17 protein-coding genes are annotated in these 17,084 nt (G+C 56.0%); 13 read left to right on the top strand and 4 right to left on the bottom strand.

Features of this window, described 5'->3' with window-relative positions; genetic code table 11:
• The first annotated feature begins 125 nt into the window (after positions 1-125).
• The 7 genes from FHR27_RS03395 to FHR27_RS03365 all read left to right on the top strand — a co-directional run bounded on the left by FHR27_RS03395 (position 126) and on the right by FHR27_RS03365 (position 7,576).
• On the top strand, positions 126-1,886 hold the full coding sequence (locus FHR27_RS03395; protein WP_179537785.1) for a hypothetical protein: 1,761 nt from the start codon (positions 126-128) through the stop codon (positions 1,884-1,886).
• A 286-nt stretch (positions 1,887-2,172) separates the two neighbouring features.
• Complete coding sequence (locus FHR27_RS03390; RefSeq protein ID WP_218878443.1) at positions 2,173-3,573, top strand: AAA family ATPase; 1,401 nt, start codon at positions 2,173-2,175, stop codon at positions 3,571-3,573.
• Positions 3,560-4,189 (top strand): HNH endonuclease, encoded by a 630-nt coding sequence (locus FHR27_RS03385; RefSeq protein WP_179537784.1) that lies wholly within the window; start codon positions 3,560-3,562, stop codon positions 4,187-4,189. The genes FHR27_RS03390 and FHR27_RS03385 overlap by 14 nt, the downstream gene beginning before the upstream one ends.
• A gap of 897 nt (positions 4,190-5,086) precedes the next feature.
• A complete protein-coding gene (locus tag FHR27_RS03380; RefSeq protein WP_179537783.1) occupies positions 5,087-5,551 on the top strand; it encodes a BRO-N domain-containing protein in 465 nt (154 codons plus the stop codon).
• 219 nt (positions 5,552-5,770) lie between these two features.
• Entirely contained in the window at positions 5,771-6,148 is a 378-nt protein-coding gene (locus FHR27_RS03375; RefSeq protein ID WP_179537782.1) for a PAAR domain-containing protein, read from the top strand.
• Positions 6,149-6,452: 304 nt separating this feature from the next.
• The gene (locus FHR27_RS03370) at positions 6,453-6,887 is read left to right on the top strand and encodes a hypothetical protein (RefSeq protein WP_179537781.1); all 435 of its coding nucleotides are present in this window, start codon (positions 6,453-6,455) and stop codon (positions 6,885-6,887) included.
• Positions 6,888-7,051: 164 nt separating this feature from the next.
• Positions 7,052-7,576, top strand: a complete 525-nt coding sequence (locus tag FHR27_RS03365; protein ID WP_179537780.1) for an REP-associated tyrosine transposase — start codon at positions 7,052-7,054, stop codon at positions 7,574-7,576.
• Between the two features lie 119 nt (positions 7,577-7,695).
• On the opposite strand, the gene FHR27_RS03360 is transcribed toward FHR27_RS03365, so the two are convergent.
• Together FHR27_RS03360 and FHR27_RS03355 are read right to left on the bottom strand one after the other, a co-directional pair.
• The gene (locus FHR27_RS03360) at positions 7,696-7,881 is read right to left on the bottom strand and encodes a DUF1289 domain-containing protein (protein WP_042552770.1); all 186 of its coding nucleotides are present in this window, start codon (positions 7,879-7,881) and stop codon (positions 7,696-7,698) included.
• Entirely contained in the window at positions 7,865-8,200 is a 336-nt protein-coding gene (locus tag FHR27_RS03355; protein WP_179540017.1) for a hypothetical protein, read from the bottom strand. The genes FHR27_RS03360 and FHR27_RS03355 overlap by 17 nt, the downstream gene beginning before the upstream one ends.
• A 150-nt stretch (positions 8,201-8,350) precedes the next feature.
• Between FHR27_RS03355 and FHR27_RS03350 the strand changes: the two genes are divergently transcribed.
• Both FHR27_RS03350 and FHR27_RS03345 read left to right on the top strand, forming a co-directional pair.
• Positions 8,351-9,043, top strand: coding sequence for a GNAT family N-acetyltransferase (locus FHR27_RS03350; RefSeq protein WP_179537779.1), 693 nt, complete (start codon positions 8,351-8,353; stop codon positions 9,041-9,043).
• Between the two features lie 178 nt (positions 9,044-9,221).
• On the top strand, positions 9,222-9,740 hold the full coding sequence (locus tag FHR27_RS03345; protein WP_179537778.1) for a hypothetical protein: 519 nt from the start codon (positions 9,222-9,224) through the stop codon (positions 9,738-9,740).
• Between the two features lie 47 nt (positions 9,741-9,787).
• Here the strand turns inward: FHR27_RS03345 and FHR27_RS03340 are convergent, their stop codons facing one another.
• Complete coding sequence (locus FHR27_RS03340) at positions 9,788-11,887, bottom strand: TonB-dependent receptor (protein ID WP_179537777.1); 2,100 nt, start codon at positions 11,885-11,887, stop codon at positions 9,788-9,790.
• Positions 11,888-12,137: 250 nt separating this feature from the next.
• Between FHR27_RS03340 and FHR27_RS03335 the strand changes: the two genes are divergently transcribed.
• Positions 12,138-13,166, top strand: a complete 1,029-nt coding sequence (locus FHR27_RS03335) for a hypothetical protein (RefSeq protein ID WP_179537776.1) — start codon at positions 12,138-12,140, stop codon at positions 13,164-13,166.
• Positions 13,167-13,301: 135 nt separating this feature from the next.
• On the opposite strand, the gene FHR27_RS03330 is transcribed toward FHR27_RS03335, so the two are convergent.
• Positions 13,302-14,045, bottom strand: a complete 744-nt coding sequence (locus FHR27_RS03330) for a class I SAM-dependent DNA methyltransferase (protein ID WP_179537775.1) — start codon at positions 14,043-14,045, stop codon at positions 13,302-13,304.
• 159 nt (positions 14,046-14,204) lie between these two features.
• Between FHR27_RS03330 and FHR27_RS03325 the strand changes: the two genes are divergently transcribed.
• From FHR27_RS03325 to FHR27_RS03315, 3 genes are all read left to right on the top strand, one after another.
• Positions 14,205-14,738 carry an REP-associated tyrosine transposase gene (locus FHR27_RS03325; RefSeq protein WP_042552763.1) on the top strand — a complete coding sequence of 178 codons (534 nt, stop codon included), beginning with the start codon at positions 14,205-14,207 and terminating at the stop codon, positions 14,736-14,738.
• Between the two features lie 238 nt (positions 14,739-14,976).
• Complete coding sequence (locus tag FHR27_RS03320; RefSeq protein ID WP_042552762.1) at positions 14,977-15,639, top strand: ion channel; 663 nt, start codon at positions 14,977-14,979, stop codon at positions 15,637-15,639.
• Positions 15,640-15,900: 261 nt separating this feature from the next.
• Positions 15,901-17,076: a GGDEF domain-containing protein gene (locus FHR27_RS03315; protein WP_042552761.1), complete on the top strand. Its 1,176-nt coding sequence runs from the start codon at positions 15,901-15,903 to the stop codon at positions 17,074-17,076.
• Positions 17,077-17,084: the final 8 nt, after the last annotated feature.

Raw genomic sequence — 17,084 nt, 5'->3', positions numbered from 1 at the left:
ATAGAAGCTCTGGAAAATACGAACTTATTGACTGGAGAGACTTCAAAGAACAAGAGCACAATTTTGACCTAAAAATTATAAACATAATAGAAAGAATCACCAACAACAGCATCCCTCATGAAAGCTTGCTCGGACTCGAAACAGACACATTAATAAATATTTTTTTTAGAGAACTAAAAAACAAGAGCTGCCTATTTGTCTTTGACAATGTCGACTCTTATATAGACCTTGAAAAATTTAGCCCAATAGGACACATTGGAAAACTTGTAGAACTTGCACTAAAGAACCGACACAACTCAAAATTCATATTTACTTGCCGGCCTTTCATTCATTATGCGGGCGTTGACTTCCTACAACTAAGGCTGTCTGGCTTATCAAAAGAAGATGTTTTGAAGCTATTTACCTCTTCCAAACTACCAATAAATGGAGCGCGTGTAGAGGAGATTGCAGAAAGAGCACATAAATTCACTGACGGCCATGCACTCTGGATATCTTTAATGCTAGCCCAAGCTAAGAGGGGGCTTCGCGAAGTTGAGGAGTTCTTAGCCAAGATTGAAAAAAAACAGATTACCGCACCATCTGAAAGCTCTTTTTTATCAGAGCGAATACTTAGAGAAATTTGGGATAGCCTTAATGGCAAACAAAAGATACTACTACGAACACTAGCTGAAGCGGTAACTTCCGAAACAGAAGAGGAGATATCAAAAATTGTAGGTAGCGAACTAAATTACAACCAATTTTCCAAATCATTGAGAACACTGAAAGACCTCCACCTAATCGTAGTAAAAGGCGAAGAATCTTACCTAGAGCTACACCCACTCGTAAAAGAATTTATCAAAACAAACTTCCCGTCGCACGAACAAAAGAAGTATATTTCTTTATTTATTAGCTACTATGATCGGGTCATCGTTCTGCTAAAACCGAGACTCAATCAAATTTTGAGCCTTAGTGAGTTCAAGTCATGGTCAAATAAAATTGAGCTACAAATAAACAATAAAGAATATAACGACGCAATAGCCCTATTACTCGAAATACACGATTCAATTATTAGATCAGGGTACATAGAGGAATTCGTACGACTATCGTGCTTGCTACTAGGAGGCTTACAATGGCACAAAAGAAGCACAAGCCAAATCAAAAATCTTCCTAGATTCACAAATGAATCCATCACATCAATTATTGATTATGGCGATTACAACTCGGCAACCGAGTATTTAGAAAAATACAAATCAACTATTGCGGGGAAGAACAGCGAATATATACTATACCTTTCTCTCTACACACACTTGCATTGGTATAACGAAAAGATTAGCGACTCAATAAAATATGGAGAAGAAGCACAGCACTTAGTATTAAGCAGCGGTGATAACGACATTTGGTCCGCAAAACATCGACTGCACCTTGCCTATAGGGATTCAAAAACACCAAAAAACCTTGATTTATCTTTAAGCTTTTTCCTATCAGGATATGAGCTCGATGAAATCGTATCTCCAAATAAGTTCAACGTTGAGATCCCATATACCTTATATGGCAACGTAGGTAGATGCCTTCAGTACCTAGAAAAGACTGAAGACGCTTTAAACTGTTACGCTAAATCAGCAGAACTAATGTTAAAAGATAATGGCGCTGACGAAGAACTTAATAGAGGATATGCATTTAGCTGGATAGCGGACGCTTTGAAAAATTCTGGCAATGACGACCACTTATATTTTCTTCTATATGCCCATCAAAGCTGGAAGAAAGTAGCGCCGCCCCTAGCCAATAGGATAGAAGAAACAATAAATTCACTTCCTAAAACGCCAACTATCACATCAATACAATCAACAAGCAGCTGGGGTATAGAGCGATACTGTATAGACTGGTGTAAGAAAAGAATTAGTTATTGACCGCCTTTCGGTTGATCCCACGCGGATCGCGGGGCAATCATCTATTACAGCAAGGGGGATGGGTAACGCGAAGCTTACCCACCAGAGGAAAAAGGTGACTGATTTATTTTCTCCATAGCACTTTCCCACTGGCTTCCCCTTACAGCGTGTCACTTGTGTTGCGCACAGCGCACCATTCACGGCCAGTACTATTTAGTTCAACACTAACATCCAATAATGTCCGTAGGAAATTTCGCTGCGCTGAGGGAGTTGTATTTTGTTTAGATTGATACATGTCCTTAAACCCATGAATCAAGAGTTTTTTGCACCTTCGACAGGAGGCACAACACCTTTCAAGAGCGTGATTGTCGGCGGGAACGCTACAGGAAAAACTCGCTTTATCGTGTCGTTGATTGAATCATTCCGCTTGCTCTCTGAGGCGAGGAGCCAACACGGAAAATTCAGTACCGTTAAGAAAAAAGGGGCCATTACTGACCAACTGCAGTTCAAATACTACATCAACGGTGATTTAGTCGAGTGCATCGCTGGTGACTTCGGCGTAGGTTTCACCATCGATGGGGAGGAAGCCTCTGCATTTGATCTACCGTTACCGTCGCGAGTCTTGGCCATCAGCTCCACCGTCAATGATAAATTTCCCTTTGCTGACTCGGACGAGGACGACTTTTATCGATACTGTGGTGTACGCGAAACGTCCAACGCGTCTTGGACTGCAACGCTTTCACGTCGCACAATCGAGAACCTCCTCAACATCCCACTGCGACACCACCACCACTCGCTTGCGGAACTATTTAAATACTTAGGCATTTCGCCCACAATTGAAGTGACCTTTAATGTAAACAACCTTAAAGAATTTCACGAGCTAGTGGCGGATCCTGGCCTCTTGGTTTTGGCAGTCCATAGCTACTCAAGCAAAAGTTCCAGACTACAAGTTCAAATGTTTCGCAACTTCAGCTATGAAGATGCTGCCCGAGCATGTAGTGGCTTAACCAACAAGATGTTTTCCGGTCGTAAAAATAGCATCACAATAGACCTCAATGACACCCTAGCCGACCACAGCGAACTTTACTTCGGAATTAACGTATTTCGCCGCATTGGGATGATTTCAGATGTCGACCTGAACATACAGAAGCTTCATACAAAAAGATCTTTCGGATTCGGCCACTCCAGCTCCGGGGAAGCCCAACTGCTCTACACATTTTCCAGCCTTATCCGACATGCAAAACCCAACTGCCTAATTTTTATTGATGAGCCAGAACTTAGCCTGCACCCGAGTTGGCAAATAAAGTATGTAGCACTGCTGAAACGCGCACTAGGCTCATTTCCTGGCAGTCATGTAATCATCGCCACGCACTCACACTTCATCATATCAGATCTTGAACAGGAAACCAGTTCACTTCACGTATTCGAAAGCAAAGACGAACAGCTATGCGTCAAAAACATTGAGTACTCAACATACGCTTGGAGTGCCGACCACATTCTGTATGATGTTTTTGATGTAAGATCCGTGGGAAACCTAGCATTCGAAAGCGACCTTGCCGAAGCATTGAGATTAATTTCAAGCGAGCCTAAAGACCACAACCGACTGATACAATTAAAGAAAAAGTTTGAACGCTTAGTATTTAACGAATCAGACCCCCTTCATAGGGTCATCAAGAACATTGCGGAGCTGGTCGATGCCAATCAGTGAATGGTATTTAAACATCACAGAATTGCCAGTATTCGAAAAGTCGACGGTTGACTACCTTAATGGATTGAAGCCACATAAGGCTAGGCAATGGGACTTGCAGACCAATCAAATGAAAGCCTATAAAGCCAGCCTCATTGAGCAGCTACTAAAAATTCAGAGCAGTAGATGTGTATACTGTGGTACAGGGTTGATGCGACAGCTCGTAGACCGAGAGCATTTCGCGCACAAGGATCAAAAAGGTGGCTGGCCAGAGTTCATGTTCATCACCGAGAACCTTTTTGCAGCTTGTGGCTACTGCAACCGAATGTTAAAAGGCACCAAACCGATGATAAAGCACTACAATAAAAACTACAGCGATTGTGAATTTCATCTAATCCACCCTTATTTCGATATACCCTCAAAAGAGATCGCCTTTGTTACACGCGGCGGTAGCGATGCTATTTTTGTAGAGAAAATAACCCAAAAAGGAGAAGAAACGATTGCATTTTTCGAGCTGGCCTCCACTATCGCTACTGCCAAGCGTGCAGGGTACATAACTGAAATGGCTATTTATAATCAGTTATCGGCAGACAATGCCGCTGAAGTTAAAGAAATCTCATACTACAAGCCCACCTAGGGATGATCTGAAATAGGCCGTCATTTCTGGTCGATTTGATCGTCCCACGCTCTTCGTGGGAATGTATCCCCGGACACTCCAGCGTCCAAGCTGCCGATTTGCAAGCTATAGGCAACGCAGAATGTAGTGGTCTACTAACCCCGGACACCGGAAAAAGGGGACATATTTATTTTCTCCGTCGCCCTCTTCTACCGTTTTCGTCCTTACGGCGAGTCACTTTCTCTTTGCTCGCGCAAAAGAGAAAGTAACCAAAGAGAAAGCGCGCCCGGCATCCGGGTTTCGCTATGCTCAACTCCCCTCGCTCCGGTGCTGTTCCGAGGATCGTCGCTAAGGGGCATCCATGCCAAACGACCCTCTCCACAGCACCTCCACTCGGCCCACTGACGGGATTCGGAGACCGAGTCGCCTAGTCTGAACGATGCAGGTAAATCAAAAGCAAGTAGCCCGGACACCCCACAATGGTGGATGAAAAGAGCGTCATCCACCCTACGCGAGGCGGGAATCGTGGCGTAGGGTGGACAACGCGAAGCTTGTCCACCGTTCAGGACGACCAAATCCAGCGGGAAGCCCGGGCGCACTCTGCAATGGTGGATAAAAAATCCATCCCCTACGCGGCGCCCGCACGAGCCGTTGTCCTTGACCGGTTCCGTCCACATCCCTACCCTACTAAGCGGCGCCTAAGAAACGCTTTTCACACAGCGGCCCGCCCGCATCCGACATTCGCGGCTTTTTTGTGCCTACGGCCTGCCCGTGCGCACAAGAAAAACACCTCTGATATGTCGGGAGTGGGCTAATACAAGACCCGAAAGGGGAATACGTCCGGCCCTCTGTGTGGGGTTTCTTAACTCCCGGCACCCAGCCCTAAGAAAGCTGATCAATCACACAGAGGTAATGGATATGCCTACCCACACTCCAAGCTCCAACACCCGACCGGAGACTACCGGCGAAATCCTGATTCCCCAGACCTTCACCCGCCATCGCCGACAACTGCGTGCGCTGCTGATCGAGCAGCAGTGCTGGTTCTGCGCTCGCGATCTTGGCCGGCTGATCGGCCAGCCTCATCTGGAGGAGCGCGCCACGCGCACGCTCGACGCGGACCAGTTGCTTGATGTGGTGGTGCTCAACGCCCATGGCCAACCGGAGGCTGCTCGGCTGGTCAGCGAATCCGGCGTCTATGCTGCACTGATCCACTATTACCATCCGGAGAACCGCTGCATCCGCCGCTGGATCACCGCCGATTTGGTGCCGACCCTGCGCGATGGCCAGCATGACGATGAGCGCCGCCCACGACGCGAAAACCGACGGGGATTATCGCTGCTGCATTGGCACGGCGATGTCTGGATGCCCTATCGGCCTGGCTAGCAAGCAGCCCGCACACCACTAATAAAGGTGGATGAAAAAGCGTCATCCACCCTACACACTGAACGCAGAGCGTCTCCAACGACGTTCCCACGCAGAGCGCGGGCACGATTAACAACTGTGATTAAGTGCGCATTGCGGCCGAATCAAGCTCATGTGCGCAAGACATTGCGCATAGATTAGAAGGTAAGATCAGGAGCAGCTATATATGGAGATTCAATCATGAGCGGGAAACCGGCAGCTCGCCAATCAGATCCTACGTCTTGCCCTATTCAGGGCCATGGCACCATCCCTGTTACAACAGGCTCACCTAACGTACTTTTCGATGGCTTACCTGCTGCCAGGATGGGAGATACCACTGCATGTGGCGGTTCAATCGCCGGAGCGGTTTCCAGTACGGTATTCATTAACGGAATGTCTGCTGCAACCGTGGGAAGCACTAGCAATCATGGCGGCGTTATCGTTGCTGGATCGGGCTCTATTCTCATAGGCGACACAGTAGTTCCGGCTACATTCGACTCTCCAACGGCTCTAGGCTCCCTCACATCAATGATGAAGGTGGTCAGCGCTGTAATTCCGGTATCACTCATGAGTGAGTAACCTGACCGTACCCTCTCTAAATCTTCCGCAGTCAGTTGTCCCCGCAAATCCGCTGAGTATCGCCAAAACCATCTTAGAAAACTTTAAGAACAAACAGGTTTCAAGCCGTGTTTTTAATGACCCAGCCAACCCTATCGGCACCCTGTCTGACCCATTCGAGAAGAGCAAGATAATCGATCAGTTGCAGGCCAGAGTGGCGGAGGCTCATGGTCAACAGCCCACATCCACTAGTACAGTATCGGCCTATCCAAATTAGCAAGAGACAAGTCTATGTGGCCCCGTAGCCTTCTTCTACGCACTGCTAATGGATCGCCCGGATCTGTATAAGCAGTCAATTACCGAGCTATGGGAAACAGGAGAAACAACTATCGGGCAGTTGCGCATAAAACCTAGCCACGGTTGCCGCAACCCCACCAATCTCAGTCGCAACGCCGAAGGTGATCGTATTTCCGCTATTGACTGGATATCACTGGCAAGCCTGCGAGGCAGTGAAAACGCCCTCTTTGCCTATGATTCTCCTAGCGATCAGGTAGCGGGAATCGCCATGCCAAGCAAATTGAAATCTTGGTTTTCTCAGGCAGGGGCAACGGTTCTGTTCGATAACATCCAATATCGATGGCATATCAACCGACAGCAACTGTTGGAGCTGATGAGTCATTTGATCGTTCCCACGCTTCGCGTGGGAATGCAGCCCTCGACGCTCTGCGTCGACAACCAGCAAACTCGACACTTCAGCTAATCCCTAGCTAGGATCAGAAGGCAGCAAGTAGCCCGGAAACCCCGCAATGGTGGATGAAAAGAGCGTCATCCACCCTACGCGAGGCGGAAATCGGGGCGTAGGGTGGACAACGCGAAGCTTGTCCACCATGGTTCAGGCAACACACTGCTCAAGGATGAGCCGCCATGCCCGATTACCGCCGCGCCCGTGTTCCCGGCGCCACTTACTTCTTTACCGTCAACCTACGCGACCGCACCAGCGATCTACTGATCCGAGAGATCGACCTGCTGCGTGAGACCGTGCGGGCCACACGCTCGCGACATCCGTTCCATATCGATGCCTGGGTTGTACTGCCCGAGCATATGCATTGCCTATGGACGTTGCCGCCTGGAGACGCCAACTTCGCCTTGCGCTGGAAAGTAATCAAATTCGCCTTCGCCAAGCGCTTGCCGATCACCGAAACACTTAAAGCCAACCAGAAACGTCGGGGCGAGCGCGGTATCTGGCAACGGCGTTACTGGGAGCACTTGATTCGTGATGAGCTGGATTACCAGCGACACTTCGACTACATCCACGTCAATCCGATAAAACATGGACATGTCGAACACCTGTTGGATTGGCCCTATTCAAGCTTCCATAGAGCAGTGGCAATGGGCGTTTATCCCAAAGACTGGTGTGCCGAAGTGGATGGTGGCGATTACGGCGAGTAAGTAACCCGGACAACACCCATGGTGGATGAAAAGAGCGTCATCCACCCTACGCACTGCACGCGGAGCGTCCCCAACGACGTGCCCACGCAGAGCGTGGGAGCGAGCATTCTCCGCCCGCTTTATTTGCCTTTCTTCTTGGCAATCGCCTTCATCCGCGTCGCCGCCTTCTGCACGGTGGCCATTTTCTCGGGGCGTTTCATGCCGCGCCATTTACGGATTTCTTCTCGGGTGCGGCCGCAGCTCACGCACATTTCACTGTTGAGCTGGCACAGCGACACGCAGGGATTTTCAATGTCCTTGGCCACGTTTGCCCCTTGCCGGCTGCTCGACCGAAAACGTCACGTGGTCGGCGGTGCGTGTCACGCTGATACCTACCTCCTCGAAAGCAGCCAGGGTCAGCGCCAGCATTCTCGCCTTGTCCGCACAGGCGAGTGCCTTTGCCTTGTTGGCCTCGGTATCGAACATCCACGTCACGCTCAGGCTCTGCGGAAAGCGCTCGTAGTCCACGTCATGGGTGAGCCACTGGAAGCCGACGATCTCGCTCTTTGCCGTTTCGCAGGCATCTGTCAGCGTGCGAATCAGCTCGCGCTCGATGCCTGCATATTTTCGTTTCGAGGCTGCCATAAGGCCCTTCTGGGTTGGTGTTCGTTGCGGCGCCATGTTACCCGAGGTACGCGCCATGAGATGAACAGCTCGTACCCTCTCCCTTACACAACGTCAGCGGCCACACGCGTTACAATGCCGCCCGCCGTTTTATAAAGAGCCTGCCTGTCGATGTTCACCCTTACCCACCTCAATGCCACGCCGCCCGAGTCCCTCAAAGCCCAGGTGCTGCAGATGGTGGTGGACTATTTCAGTGACATCAGCCCGGTGCCGCTGACGCCCAGCAACCCGCTCTATCAGCTGTATCAATACGTGATCGGCTACGAAGTGCATCTGTACCTGCAGGCCATGGACGGCGAGGCGCACAGCCCCACGCAATTGCTGCTGGCCCTGGATGATCAGGATCCTGCCGTGGTGCTGGGTTTCGCGCTGTACCTGCCCAGCCAGGACGACGCCGAAGCCTGCACCCTCGCCTATATGGCCGTAGCGGCCAGCCATCGCCGGCGCGGTGTTGCCCGCGCCATGTTGCAACGCATCATCGAGCGCCATCCGCATATGGAGCTGGCCTGCGTGGCCGGCAAGGTGCCGACCTTCGAGGCCATGGGCTTTCAGGTGCTGGCCGCACAAGGGCCGCAGGTGCTGATGAACACCCGCGACCAGCGCTCCGATGGCCTGGTGGCGGTGCAGGATCTGGCGCCGGTGTTTCAGTCCACCGAGGTGCGGCAGATCCACGCCTACTTGCTCAAACAAAACGGCAAGAAGGCCATGAGCGAAGCCGAGAAACAGCGCGACTATCACCTGGATCAGCTGACCCATCAGGCTCGTCAGCTGGTTGCCGAAAAGCTCACTCCGACCATTCATTGATCGCGCAGCCAGGCAGATACCGATTTGCGTGACGGATCACGCAGCCCATCTGGCAGATGCCATACCCTGCCGTGATGGCCGGCTACCATTTGCAGGGCGCCGGCGCTGAGCCTTTCAACGCGTAGCGCCCGTGCCCCGAAACGGCCTGTAGTCAGACCTCTGGAAGAGAATGACGCTTATGGACATCCGCTTTCTGACCTTCCCCGATTTTCACAACGTGTACTTCTACCGCTCCATCACCCTGGCCATTCTTCTGGTAATCGGTGGCGTGGTGCTGTTCAAGGCGCCAGCCACGCGGCTGCCTGAACTACTGCTGGTCAGCGGTTGTTTGTTGCTGATGGGATGGCGGTTTGCGCTGGAATGGTGGCGGTTGAACAAGGCCGGGGCGGCCTCCATTCATAACGACGAGCTGATCGTCTCCAGCGAAAGTGGCCACCGGCAGATTCCGCTGAGCAGCGTGCGCTCTGTGACTTCGAAACACAGCCTGTTCATGGTACGGCGCTATCGCTCGTGGTCTGAGCACCTGGCGTTCGTGGAGTTCACGCTGCACAACGGCGAGCGCTTTTACACACTGGCGGAAAGTGCGGTGTTCGAATCACCAGCGGCCAAGCACAGCCTGGCAGCGATACAGGCCGCCGTGCTGGCTGCCAAGGTAAAAAGCGCAGCGGCTGAAAGCGCTGTGGCATCGGCGAAGTAGCCAACGCCACAGAGAGTGGAGCATGCCGGGCGACATGCTGCGAGGCTTCAGAAACTGTAGGTGCCTGTGACCACCAGGTTGCGCGGCTCGCCGACGCGGATCTGCCCGGCGCTGGTGGCGGAGCTGTAGTAGGTGCGGTCGGTGAGGTTGTTCAGCGCGGCGCGCAGGTCCCAGTCCTTTTGGCGCAAGCCAACCAGGGCATCCCAGCGGCCGTAGCCGGGCAGCACCGTGGTGTTCTGGTTATCGGCAAAGCGACTGCCCACCAGGGTCAGGCCGGTTTCGGCGTACCAGCCCTGCTCCGGCTTCCAGGTCAGGAACAGGCTGCCGTTGCGTTTGGCAACATTGCTGACGCGGTTGCCTGCCAAGCCGTTGTTGTCCTTGACGATGGTGGCGTCCTGCAGGCCGATGCCGCCGCGGACGTACCAGTTGCCCGCCAGTTGGCCAGTGGCAGTGAGTTCGATGCCACGCGAACGCTGCAGGCCGCTGAGGATGAACAGCCCCGGATTGTTCGGGTCGCTGGTACGGCGGTTGTAGAGTTCCAGCTCGTAGACCGCGAAGGTGGTGCTCAGGCGGTCGCCGAGCCAGTCGCTCTTCACGCCGATTTCCTTCTGGCGGGTCTGCTCCGGATCCAGGTCATTGGTATTGCCCGTGGCGTTCGGGGTGATGCCGATCTGCCCGCCGCCGACCGGCGAGTAGCTCTTGCTCCACGAGGCGTAGAAGGAGTGATCCTGCAGCGGCGTCCAGACCAGGCCGACGCGCGGGCTGATGCTGTTGTCGTCGCGGCCATCCGGGATATCGGTCAGCTTGTTGGTGGTATCCACCTCGAAGCGGTCATAGCGCAGGCCTGCCAGCAGTTGCCATTGATCGTTCAGGCGCAGTTGATCCTGCACGTAGATGGCGCGACTTTCGACTTCGGTGTGGTTGTTGCTCGAGGCCGTCATGGGGCCGGTGTGGCTCTGGTTGCGGTCCGGGTTGTAGAGGTCCAGCGTCGGCACTGCCTGGCCGCCCCGGTTGACAGCGAGCGAGGTGTAAAGCTTCGGATCGCGCCGTTGGCTGCCGATCTCGACGCCAGTCAACAAGCGGTGTTCGAGGCCAAAGGTGTCGACGGTGCCTTCGGCTTCCAGGTTGTTGAAGATATTGCGGGTGCGCAGATCCTGTTGAAAGCGCGTACGACTCACCCGGTTGGTGACGGCATTGGCGCCAGTGAGGTAGGTATTGTCGAAGTCGCTGTCGAGCTTGAACACGCTCAGGGTCTGGCGCAGTTGCCAGCTGTCGTTCAGCTCGTAGGTGAGTTTGGAGCGCAGCGATTGGGCCTTGTCGTCGATGTAATCGCGGTCATCGCCGTAGGTGGTCTCGCGCTTCACATCGGCCGGGCGGCCGTTCACGCCAGGAATACCACGATCCGGGGTACGGTCGAAGCGGCTGTACTCGTACTGCGCCAGCCAGTTGAGCTGGGGCGTCAGCTGCCAGCTGATGGACGGCGCGAACAGTTGGCGGTGGCTGGAAACGTCGTCGCGAAAGCTGTTGGCGTCCTGATTGCCCATGTTCAGGCGCAGGCTGATGTTCTCGGTCGCATCCGCACTCAGGTCAGCGTACAGGCTGCGCATGTCTTCGCTGCCGCCCTGGGCCTCGATGCTGGAACGGCGCCCGGCTTCAGGCACCTTGCTGACACGGTTGACGATGCCGCCCTGGCTGCCGCGCCCGTAGAGCACCGCAGCCGGGCCCTTGAGCACATCGATGCGCTCGATGTTGTGCAGGTCGCGCACGTACTGGCTGTCATCACGCACACCATCGAGATAAAAGTCGTTGCTGGCCTCGAAGCCACGAATACGCAGCCCGTCGAAGCGTGTATCCGCCCCGCTGCTGACGTTGGGAATGCCGCTGAGGGCGGTACCCAGGTCGTTGGTGCCGTAATCGAGCACATTGGCGGTTTTCACTGAGTCGATGGCTTGCGGAACATAACGAATCGGCGTCGTGGTGCGCGTCGCAGTGCTGACTTCTTTGACGCGGGGGCTATCGGCTTGCGCGTCGACATCCGCGTTGACCGACGTTTCCGGCAGCACGGTTGGAGCCGCGTGGGTGAAGCCGGCGGTGAAAAGGAAGGAAAAGCCAAGCGCAACAGAGTTGAGACGCGGAAAGGCAGGCATGAAGGAGGCGCATCCAAGAAGGGAAAGTTATTTTTGGGGCGCGAATGATAATGCTTAATATTTACTTACGAAATAGCGTCGCATTCATATTTACATACGGCGCTCGCAGATTTTCCTGCCCGCCTGCCAAGGGATGACGGATAACGGGAAACACACCTAGAAATACATTCCAAACTTTCTCGTTGCGGCCCTAGTCATCTGGAGTACGAGCGATTGGCTCGTACTGCCATTGAATTAAAGGGCTGCCATCATGATTCGCGACGATCGTAGTGCTCCAAACGGCTACACCAATCCTGTCTACCACGACACTGCCGCAGTAGCGCCGCTGCTCAAACGTATTTCCTGGAGTGCGGTTCTGGCCGGCGTAGTGCTGGCCATGATGGTTTCCCTGCTGCTCAGCGTGCTCGGCACGGCCATCGGCAGCGCCAGCATCGACCCGCTGCAGGAAGCCGACCCGGTATCGGGCGTGGGTACCGGCGCCGCCATCTGGGTGGTCGTCAGCTCGGTGATTTCCCTGTTCATCGGTGGTTGGGCCGCTGGCCGCCTCGCACAGCGCGAAGGTGCCTTCCATGGCTTGCTGGTGTGGGCGAGCGTTTCGCTGATCACCGTTTACCTGGTCTCCAGCGCGGTGACTGGCGTGGTACGTGGCGGCCTCAACCTGGCCGGCAGCGGTGTATCTGCACTGGGCAGCGGTATCGCTCAGGTGGCGCCAGCATTGGGCGGCAAGATCCAGGACGAGCTACGCGAGCAAGGTATCGACTTCAACCTGGACGATATCCAGGGTGAACTCGAACAGGCCATGCGCCAGACCGGCAAGCCCGAGCTGAACCCGGACAACCTCGATCAGCAAGCTCAGGCCACCCAGGAGGATGCCCAGCAGACTGCCCAGCGCAGCGCTGAAAACCCGCAACAGGCAACCGAGCAACTGGGTGGCCTGCTGGACCGCATCAAGGCCAAGGGCGACCAGGCCTGGGACGCTGCCGACCGTGAAGCGCTGGTCAATCTGATCAAGGCGCGTGGCAACAAGACCGACGCCGAGGCCAACCAGATCGTCGACCAGGCCCAGGCCAGTTATCGCGAGGCATATGCCAAGTATCAGGAACTCAAAGCCCAGGCCGAGCAGAAAGCCCGTGAAGCGGCTGAAGTGGCGGCCAAGCGTGTATCCCAAGGCGCCTGGATTTTGCTCATCACCCTGGTGATCTCGGGCCTGGTCGCTGCAGGTGCCGGGGTGCTGGGTCGTCGTACTCAGCCGCCAGCCAAGGTAGTCGCTGCCGTCTGAGCCGCTTGCCGTAACGGCTGAATACTGGCTGATAAACATGCCCGCACTGGCCTCAGGCCACGCGGGCATTTTTGTTTGAGGCAACGAACTGCCCAGGCGCCGGGTGATCGACCCTTGCAGGTTACCGGCTGTTGGTCAGCGTTTCACGCAGGCGAACAGTGCGTTACCGGAGGCCTGATCCCAGGGCAGGATCTTTTCGTAGTCATGCTCGAGCACGTGTACCTCGAAGTAGGGCTCAAGGAGCGCCTGCAACTCGGCGAACGTCACCGCGACCATGGGATGTTCGTCGTGCCAGATCAGGTGCTCATGCGCGGTGGTCTTTTCGATGCTCAGCCTCAACGACTGCTTCTCGCCCTCACCGGCGTAATGCCAACCCGAGCTGAAGGTGAACAGGCCTTCGTCGTCGTTGACGCTGTGTGCCGCGAACAGGCTGTTGTCGATTTTGCTCTTGTCGACGACGTTGAAGCAGAATAGCCCGTTTGGCTGGAGCGCGGCATGCACGCTGGCGATGCAGGCCTGGAGCCTGTCGATGCCACCGCTGTAGTGAATGGAGTAGAGAAAGCAGGTAATCAGATCGAGCCGCTCATTGACCCTGAAGTCGCACATGTCCTGCACGGCGAACTGCGCCTCGGGGCAACGCGCGGCGGCTTTGTCCAGCATGGGCTGGTTGATGTCGAGCCCGCTGCTGCGATAGCCGGCATCGAGAAAGTGGCGAACATGGGGCCCGGTGCCGCAGGCCAGATCGAGGTGCCGATTGCCCCCGTTGCCGAACAGCTGCTGCAGCCGCTGAATGCAGTGGCTTTGCGCCTTGTAGTCGATGTCGGCGCACATCAGATCGTAATGATCGGACAGGTCGGTATAGAGGGCGTTGGCGGACATGGCGACCTGATGATGTGCGAGGGCTTTGCGCGGTGGCGCATCATAGCCGAAGTACCGCTGCGCGCTCGCCTCTATCGATGGGCGCGGCGCAGACTGGATAAGGCCGCCTCCATCTACCATGCTGTAGTGAACGAACACCACGCTCAAGGATGAGCCGCCATGTCGCTCTATCGCCGTGCCCGCGTTGCCGGGGCTTCGTATTTCCTTACCCTCACCCTGCTCGACCGCCGCAGTGATCTGCTGACCCGGCATATCGATCTGCTGCGGGAAACGGTACGGGCCACCAAGGACCGCCACCCCTTCCATATCGACGCCTGGGTCGTGCTGCCCGAGCACATGCATTGCGTCTGGACGCTACCCGAAGGCGACAGCGAGGTCGCCCTGCGCTGGAAGGCCATCAGGTTCGCTTTCTCGCAAGGCCTGGACAAGACCGAACCGCGCCGCCTGCACCAGTTGATCCGCGGCGAGCGTGGCCTCTGGCAACGGCGCTATTGGCGGCAACGGATCGCCGATGACCTCGACTACCAGCGCCACCTCGACTACATCCACTTCGACCCCGTCAGGCATGGCTACGTGAGCCAGGCACGGGAGTGGCCGTATTCGAGTTTTCATCGCGCGGTGCGCGATGGCCTTTACCCGGCCGACTGGACAGGTAGTGGATGCACCGATGATGAGCAGAACTGGGGAGAGTGATCGGCTCGAATGGTCGCGCTCTGCCCCTAGCCCGGTGTTCGAGGTGCCGCAGCGATGCGGCTGCGCGACCGCGCTGACGGGCGATGCGAAGCGTCTCAGCAGGCTTACCTACCCGGCGTGCAGGTAAGCTCCCGAATACCTTGAACGGCAGCATACGCCGGGCTCGCGATCCATTAGACTGCCCGGCAAAATAGCCCCGTGCCCTCCCTCCCGCACCCCCTCGCTCCGGTTCAATTCAATGCCCAAGGCCCACACGTACCTGATCCGCTACCCTTCTGCCAGCCTGCTGTTCGTGCAATTGCTGGGCATCGTGCTCTACCCCTTCATGGAGCGGCTGTCGGAAGGCCGTGCCATCGTGGGTGCCTTTGGCATCATCGTGCTGGCGATGTCGTTGCGCATGGTGCGCAGCAGCCCGACCATCCAGTGGATCGCGTTCACGCAAGCCGCCTGCATCCTGGCCCTGACCGTAGCCGTGGAGTTCGAATACAACACCGCGCTGGCGATTCTGCTCGCGGCCCTGGAGTCGAGCTTCTACTTCTATGCCGCTGGCGGCCTGATCGCCTACATGATGGAGGATCAGCGAGCGAGCACCGATGAGCTGTTCGCGGTCGGCGCCACCTTCACCCTGCTGGCCTGGGCCTTCGCCCACGCCTTTTCCGTGTGCCAGTTGCTCAGCCCTGGCAGTTTCACGGCGGCGATCAACCCGGAAGCGGAACGCACCTGGGTGGAGCTGCTGTTCCTGAGCTTCACCACCCTGTCGGGGGTCGGCCTGAGCGATATCCTGCCGTTGAGGCCATTCGCCCGGGCGCTGGTGATGCTCGAGCAGTTCGCGGGGGTCATGTACATCGGTCTGGTGGTGACCCGTCTGGTCAGCCTGACGGTACGGCCCAAGCCGCAATGAGCGAGCCCACCAGTGGAAAACGCCATGCAGTCTGCCAGACTGCATGAAGCCGGGCAGGCAGCGCGATCAAGTGGCAGAGAGACAAGGCTGAGAGAAGCCTGCCATCCATCCGTTTCTTTACGTTGCCCTGCCTGAAATCGACAACCGAACGCTTACAATCGCGACCGCAAAACCGTAGCCCTGTGCACGATCTGCAACGGCTCAAGCCCCCGCGATGCCCCCAACACTTCCACCCTACAAACAGGCAGGCCCGACCAGAACATGGCGTTCGATCCCTTAACCATGTTGACGATCACCATCGCCCTCGCCCTGGCGGCGGCGCTGTATCTGGCGATCGAGTGGCAGACCGTTCGTGAACCCTCCCTGCTCTTCTGGAGCGCCGGTTTCGCCCTGATCAGCGTGGGCTCGACCCTGGCCCTGTTGCGCAGCAGTGGCCTGCTGCTGGTGGGTATCTGGTTCGCCAACGGGCTGCTGATCACCGCACACTGGCTGTTTCTGGTGGGCGTGGCGCGTTTTACCGAAACGCGCCTGTCCCGGGCCTGGTACCTGATGGTGGTGGTCTGGTTCGCCATGCTGCTCCTGCCGGAGGGCCCGCTGTGGTCGAAGGTGATGCTGCTGGTCAACTCGCTGCTGGTCGCGCTGACGGCGCTCTGGGCCAGTTGGCTGCTAAGGCCTCAGGGCAAATCGCTGGGTGCCGGTGCCGCGCAGTTGCGCTATGTGCTGCTGGGCCACGGCCTGTTCTACGTCGCCAAGACCATACCGGTGCTGGTGCCGGGCACGCTGATCGATCTGGCGGCCTTCCGTGGCGAGATCATTCAGATTTCGCTGGTCGAAGGCGTGATGGCGCTCATGCTGATCGCCCTGTCGATGACCGGGACGGTACGTTACCGTCGCGAGAAACGCATCGAGCGGCTGGCCGCGCGCGACCCGCTGACCGCCATGTACAACCGCCGCGCCCTGGAAGCACGAGCGCCCAGGCTGCTCAACGAGGTATCGCCCAGGAGCCCCGGCGCGCTGCTGCTGATCGATATCGACAACTTCAAGCTGGTCAACGACCTGCACGGGCATAGTGCGGGCGACCGCCTGCTGGTGGCACTGGGCGAGATGATTCGTCTGGTGCTGCCCGAGGGGTCACTGGCAGCCCGTCTGGGGGGCGACGAATTCGTGATTCTGCTGCGCGATGCGTCCCACGAACGCATCGTCAGCCTGGGCGACGGGCTGCGCGAGCGCTTCCATGGCGTAGCCGCGCAAACCTTCGCCACCCCTGAAGCGGTAACCCTGAGCATCGGCGCCAGCCTGTTCGATCAACCGCCGGCCAGCCTGGCGGCGCTGATCGAACAGGGGGACGTGGCGCTCTATCAATCCAAACGCGGCGGGCGCAACAGCATTCGCCTGGTGGACCGCACCCTGCTGGGCAGCCCTGCTTCGGCCACCTGAGCCGCAGA

Source organism: Pseudomonas flavescens (assembly GCF_013408425.1).
GTDB lineage: Bacteria > Pseudomonadota > Gammaproteobacteria > Pseudomonadales > Pseudomonadaceae > Aquipseudomonas > Aquipseudomonas fulva_A.
This window is presented reverse-complemented; position numbering and strand designations above follow the sequence as displayed.